The organism is Mycobacterium sp. (assembly GCF_035653355.1).
Classification (GTDB): domain Bacteria; phylum Actinomycetota; class Actinomycetes; order Mycobacteriales; family Mycobacteriaceae; genus Mycobacterium.
In genome coordinates this window covers 1-2,350 of record NZ_DASRBZ010000634.1, presented here as the reverse complement: position 1 = coordinate 2,350, position 2,350 = coordinate 1, and the positions used below count along the sequence as shown (strand labels likewise).

Below are 2,350 nucleotides of genomic sequence, written 5' to 3'. Positions count from 1 at the left end.
GGATCACCACCGGTACGCGGCGCCGACGACCCGGTATGCCGCGGGCGGCCAAATACGCCGGCAGCGCGACGTAGCCGCCGAACCCGACCACGGCGTCGGCGTCGACCTTGTCGAGCACCGTCCGGGTCTCCAGGACCGCTCGCCATATCCGCGGCGGCAGCCGGGCCAGGTCGGCGCTGAGCTTACGCGGCAACGGTACGGGGGTGATCAGCTCAAGTGGGTAACCCCGCTCGGGCACCAGCCTGGTCTCCAACCCGCGGGCGGTGCCCAAGGCGGTGACTCGCACCCGGGGATCCAATGCGGTCAACGCGTCGGCGACGGCCATGGCCGGTTCGACATGACCGGCCGTGCCGCCGCCGGCGAGGACGACTGACAAGGAGGCCTCTCCGGCTGACTGTGTGACCGAGTCTTTCAATAACGCTGACCTTCCAGTGCGCGAGCCCGCCCGCTGCGCGGCTGACGCTGGCCGCCGTGGCGTTGACGCCCTCCATGATGCCCCGATCGGCGCGCCGGCCGATCGGCCGCACGGCCTTTGGCTGATCGCGCCGCCCGAGACGCCGAGGACGTGCGGTCGGACTTGCGGTGCTGCTTGGCCGGTTGCGGACGGGCCCGCAGCCGATCGCGCAGGGCCTCGGTCCTGGTTGGTGCGTACGGCTGGGGCAGCGGCAGCCGCAGCAGCCGGTTCATCCGGTCGTCGCGCCCGGCCCGCAGCGCAGCCACCGCCTCCGGTTCGTGACGCGCCGCGTTAGCCATCACACCGATCATGAGAAGCGTTGTGGCCGTTGATGTTCCACCGGCAGAGATAAGCGGCAGCTGAATCCCGGTGACGGGAAGCAGCCCGATCACATAGCCGACGTTGATGAACACCTGGCCGATCACCCACATCGTGGTGGTAGCGGTGAGCAGCCGCAGGAACGGGTCGGCTGATCGGCGCGCGATCCGCATCCCGGTGTAGGCGAACAGTCCGAAAAGCGCGAGCAGCCCGAATGCACCGACGAAGCCGAGTTCCTCACCGATGATCGCGAAGATGAAGTCGTTGTGGGCGTTGGGCAGATAGTTCCATTTCGCGGTGCCCTGCCCGAGGCCGTGACCGAAGATGCCGCCGTTGGCCAGCGCGAACTTCGCCTGGCGGGCCTGGTATCCGGAGTCCTGGGGATCCTGCCCTGGATTCAGCCACGACCTCACCCGGTCGGAACGGTACCCTTCCGAAACCGCCAGGATCGCGCCGGAGACGATAACCGCGAACAGCGAACTCACAAATACCCGCAGCGGCAGGCCGGCGTACCACAGCAGGGCCAGCAAGATAATGCCCATCGACACCGTCTGCCCCAGGTCGGGCTGGGCCACGATCAACGCCAGCGCGATGACGGCGGCCGGCACCAGCGGAATGAGCATCTCTCGCAGCGAGGCCCGCTCCATGCGACGGGCGGCCAACAGGTGCGCTCCCCAGATCGCGAAGGCGATTTTGGTCAGCTCCGAGGGCTGCATCGAGAACCCCGCCACCACGAACCAGCCGCGGGAACCGTTGGCGTAGTGACCTATCCCGGGGACCAGCACCAACACCAGCAACACGACCGTCAGCGCGTAGCTGGAGAAAGCCATGCGCCGCATGAACCACACCGGCACCCGTAGCGCCAGATAGCACGCCACGAGCCCGATGACGGTCCACAACACCTGGCGGCCGAAGATGACCCAGGCCGACCCGTCGTCGTCATAGGAACGCACTCCAGATGCCGACAACACCATGATCAAGCCCATGGTGGTCAGCAGCGCGGCGACCGCGATGATCAGGTGGAACGACGTCATCGGCCGGCCCAGCCAGGCGCCGAACCGGGTGCGCGGGCCGCCCGTCGGCGGGGCCACCACAGCTCGCGGCTGGCTGGCCTCCGTGGCCTCATCGTCGGAGGGCGACGCCTGCACCTCGTCCTGGTCTGGTTCGCTCCCGGCTTGTGACTCGTTGCCCCGGTGCCGCCACCGGGCCAGCAGGCTGCTCATCGCCTACCGGCTCGCGGCGCGCACGGCGGCGGCGAACGCCTCGCCGCGCTCGGCGTAATCGCTGAACTGGTCGAACGACGCGCCCGCTGGCGCCAGCAGGACTGTGTCTCCGGGCCGGGCGAGGTCGCGAGCTGCGGCGACGGCGGCGGCCATCACCCGGGCGCCGAGGCTCTGGCCCGTGACATGTGGTGCCACAGAAGTAACAGCAGTCTCATTTGTCGCATGCACATCAGCATCCTCGCCTGTCACTACGTGGACGACGGGGACATCGGGCGCGTGTCGCGATAACGCGTCGGCAAATTCGGTGCGGTCGCGGCCGATCAAAACCGCTGCGACCAGCCGACTTGCGATCCGG

The 2,350-nt window shown here is 68.5% G+C and carries 2 protein-coding genes and 1 pseudogene; all 3 read right to left on the bottom strand.

The window, feature by feature from the left end; translation table 11 throughout:
- Positions 1-415: glycosyltransferase (locus tag VFA16_RS21875; protein ID WP_324969847.1), on the bottom strand; the 415-nt coding region annotated here is incomplete at its 3' end.
- The gene (ftsW, locus tag VFA16_RS21870) at positions 412-1,995 is read right to left on the bottom strand and encodes a putative lipid II flippase FtsW (RefSeq protein ID WP_324969846.1); all 1,584 of its coding nucleotides are present in this window, start codon (positions 1,993-1,995) and stop codon (positions 412-414) included. The genes ftsW and VFA16_RS21875, both read right to left, overlap by 4 nt.
- 3 nt (positions 1,996-1,998) lie before the next feature.
- Positions 1,999-2,350, bottom strand: a pseudogene (gene murD, locus VFA16_RS21865) (UDP-N-acetylmuramoyl-L-alanine--D-glutamate ligase); the annotation flags it as partial.